At 63.0% G+C, this 3,192-nt stretch carries 2 protein-coding genes and 1 pseudogene; 1 reads left to right on the top strand and 2 read right to left on the bottom strand.

Going from position 1 to position 3,192, the window contains the following annotated elements; translation table 11 throughout:
* Positions 1–263: 263 nt before the first annotated feature.
* Both EN893_RS25845 and EN893_RS25840 read right to left on the bottom strand, forming a co-directional pair.
* Entirely contained in the window at positions 264–1,502 is a 1,239-nt protein-coding gene (locus EN893_RS25845) for an FAD-dependent monooxygenase (protein WP_127270761.1), read from the bottom strand.
* A gap of 19 nt (positions 1,503–1,521) precedes the next feature.
* Positions 1,522–1,767 (bottom strand): zinc-finger domain-containing protein, encoded by a 246-nt coding sequence (locus tag EN893_RS25840; RefSeq protein WP_023814125.1) that lies wholly within the window; start codon positions 1,765–1,767, stop codon positions 1,522–1,524.
* Between the two features lie 246 nt (positions 1,768–2,013).
* On the opposite strand from EN893_RS25840, the pseudogene EN893_RS25835 reads away from it, so the two are divergent.
* Positions 2,014–3,192 (top strand): annotated as a pseudogene (locus EN893_RS25835) (RNA degradosome polyphosphate kinase); the annotation flags it as partial.

Raw genomic sequence — 3,192 nt, 5'->3', positions numbered from 1 at the left:
GCTATCGATGCGGCTGTATAATTAGCTGTCTCGTCTTGTCGCGTTTCGCCAATGCGAGACGCCTCATTCCTTCGCGCCCCCCTCTGTCCTGCCGGACATCTCCCCCACGAGGGGGGAGATTGGCGGTTCGGCGCCCCGCTCTTTCCTGCGGCCCTGCAACGTTCGAGATTGGTGAAATCGGCGGTGCCGGCCGATCTCCCCCCAAGTGGGGGAGATGTCCGGCAGGACAGAGGGGGGCGCTGTCCCGCCAGCCTGTCAGGCTTTCAACGCCTGACAGCAGCCTCAACTGCCCGCCACCCATAGAGCCAATCCAGATCCGCCGCGAGCTTTTCCGAGCGCACCTTCAGGAACACATTGCGCGCAATCGCCACTGGACCCGAGGCATGCCAGGCCAGCCGGTTGACAGCGCCGCGTCGGGCGACCTGCGCTACACGCGGTCGCCGTGACTGTTCCCAGGTCGCAGGTGCGGCCAGGGGGTCGGCAGGGAAGTCGGCGATGATGTCGGCAAGCGTCGCAGCATCCTCGATCGCCATCGCCGCGCCTTGCGCCGCGAACGGCGTCATCGCATGCGCGGCATCGCCGATCAGCGCCATGTTGCCGGTCGTCCAAGGTTGTTTGCTGTCGACCGTATGGATCGGCCATGCGGTCCATGGGCCGGCCTGCTCGACCAGGCGGGCAAGTTCTGCCGCGGTGCCGCGCAGGGCTCGGGTCAGGATCCCGGCGTCGGCATTGCCGGACCAGCCTTCGGCAATACGGTCGCCCCTGGTGAAGGCAGCGAGATTGAAGGCAGCACCCTTGCTGACGGGATAGGCCACCATATGGAAGCCGGGATGCAGGAAGGTGGTGACGCAATTGGTTACACCGATCGCGGCAAAGGCTTGTCCGGCAGCGCTTTCGGCGGCAATGGTCGCGCGCCAGGCCAGTTCGCCGGAGAAATGGTTTCTTGGCAAAGCCGCCCTTTTGGCCGAATCGACAAGTGCGCGCACCGACGACCAGACACCATCGGCTCCGATCAGCAGGAAGCCCTCAGCCTTGATGGTTTTGCCGTCGATCTCGGCCGTCGCGGTGATGCCATGGGGGCCGGTGGCAGCGCTGCTGACGCGGGCGCCGGTGGTAAGATGGATATCCGGTATCTGGGAAACCCGTGCCATCAGCGCGCTCTGCAGATCAGCCCTGTGAGCGACGAGATAGGGCGCCTGCCAGCGCGTTTCGGCGGCTTGCCCCAGCGGCACCCGCGCCAGTTCGCGCAAGGTCGCGGCCTCCTTCAACACCACGGCTTCCGGCCGCACCGTTGCCGGCAGCAGCTTGTCGAGTACGCCAAGCTGGCGAAGGATACGTGTCGCGTTGGGAGAGAGCTGGATGCCGGCGCCGGCAGCTTCCAGGCGCTGCGCCTGTTCGAACACCCGAACAGGGTAGCCGCGGTCGGCGAATGCAAGCGCTGCGGTCAATCCGGCGACACCCGCCCCGGCGATGACAATTTGCCGGGATCGCGTGTCGGTCATCGGGCTGGTCGCGAAAGACTCAGGCGGCCTGATCGATGTAGATGCAGCCGGCCGGCAGCGTCTCGGTCGCCTTCAGCTTCGGAGAATAGCGGTAGAGCGTCGAGCAATAGGGGCAGACTTTTTCGTTGTCGTCGCCCATGTCCAGAAACACATGCGGGTGGTCGAAAGGCGGATTGGCGCCCGTGCACATGAATTCCTTCACGCCGATGTCGATTGCCTGATAGCCCGCATCGTTCTGAAAATGGGGAATGGAACCGCCTGCCATCGTCGTCTCCTTAACGCAGTCTCGTCTGCATCTGGATCATATCAGGCCTCTTTGCAAGTTCGATGAAATGAAACTGTCGCAAAAGCCTGTCAGAGGATAAGTTAAGCCGGTTAACGCATGGCCCCGAAGACCGACATCGGTTTTCGGCAAGGACCATGCGTCGCCTTGGAGTGGCAGAGCGTCCTTTGCGCGTCCTGAATGACGCACGACGCTTTAGCTGGCTGACGGTGTGGAAGAGCGGGAATCATGAACGAACTGAAGCCGGTGCAGAACGAATTCGTGGATGTCGAGGTGGCCCGCCCGGAGGGCGGCAATCCGGACCGGTTTGTCAACCGCGAGTTTTCCTGGCTGCAGTTCAACCGGCGCGTCCTCGAGGAGTCGCTGAACCTCAATCATCCGCTGCTGGAGCGCGTCCGCTTCCTGTCGATCTCGGCCGCCAATCTCGACGAGTTCTTCATGGTCCGCGTTGCCGGTCTTGCCGGCCAGGTACGAGAAGGCATTACGCTGAAGAGCCCTGACGGCCGCACCCCCGAACAGCAGCTCGAACAGTTGCTGCGTGAGGTCGAGCGGCTGCAGGAAGACCAGCAGAAGAGCCTTTCGGCGCTTACCGTGCTGCTCAACAAGGAAGGCATCGAGAGCATCACCCGCGATGCGCTGACCAAGGACGAGAAAATCTGGCTGGAAGACCATTTCCAGGAACAGGTTTTCCCGGTGCTCACCCCGCTGTCGATCGATCCGGCGCACCCGTTCCCGTTCATTCCCAATCTCGGCTTCTCGATGGCGCTGCAATTGCGCCATCGCAAGAATGGTGAGGAGATGAGCGCGCTGCTGCGCCTGCCGGTGGCGCTGAAGCGCTTCATCCGCCTGCCGGACCGCAAGCATCATGTCCGCTTCATCCCGCTGGAAGAGGCGGTCGGCCTCTATATCGGCAAGCTCTTCCCCGGCTATGAGGTCAAGGGCTCCGGCACGTTTCGCATCATTCGCGATAGCGATATCGAGGTCGAGGAGGAGTCCGAGGACCTCGTGCGCCTGTTCGAAACGGCGCTGAAGCGGCGGCGGCGCGGTTCGGTGATCCGCATCGAATTCGACAGGCTGATGCCTGGCGAATTGCGCGACTTCGTGGCAGGCGAGCTTGGCGTGTCGTCGAGCCGCATCAGCGTGCTCACCGGGCCGCTGGCGCTCAGCCAGATTTCCGAGATCGTCGCCGTCCCTCGCGACGACCTGAAATTCATGCCCTACAATCCGCGTTTTCCCGAGCGTATCCGCGAGCATGGCGGCGATTGTTTCGCCGCCATCCGCGAGAAGGACATCGTCGTCCATCACCCCTACGAATCGTTTGACGTCGTGGTGCAGTTCCTGCGCCAGGCGATGGCCGATCCGGAAGTGGTGGCGATCAAGCAGACGCTTTACCGCACCTCCAATGAC

Origin of the sequence: Mesorhizobium sp. M7A.F.Ca.CA.004.04.2.1 (assembly GCF_004022825.1) — a bacterium.
In the GTDB taxonomy this organism is placed as follows: domain Bacteria; phylum Pseudomonadota; class Alphaproteobacteria; order Rhizobiales; family Rhizobiaceae; genus Mesorhizobium.
Note: the sequence above shows the minus strand (reverse complement) of the source record. Positions and strands in the feature narration are given on the sequence as shown.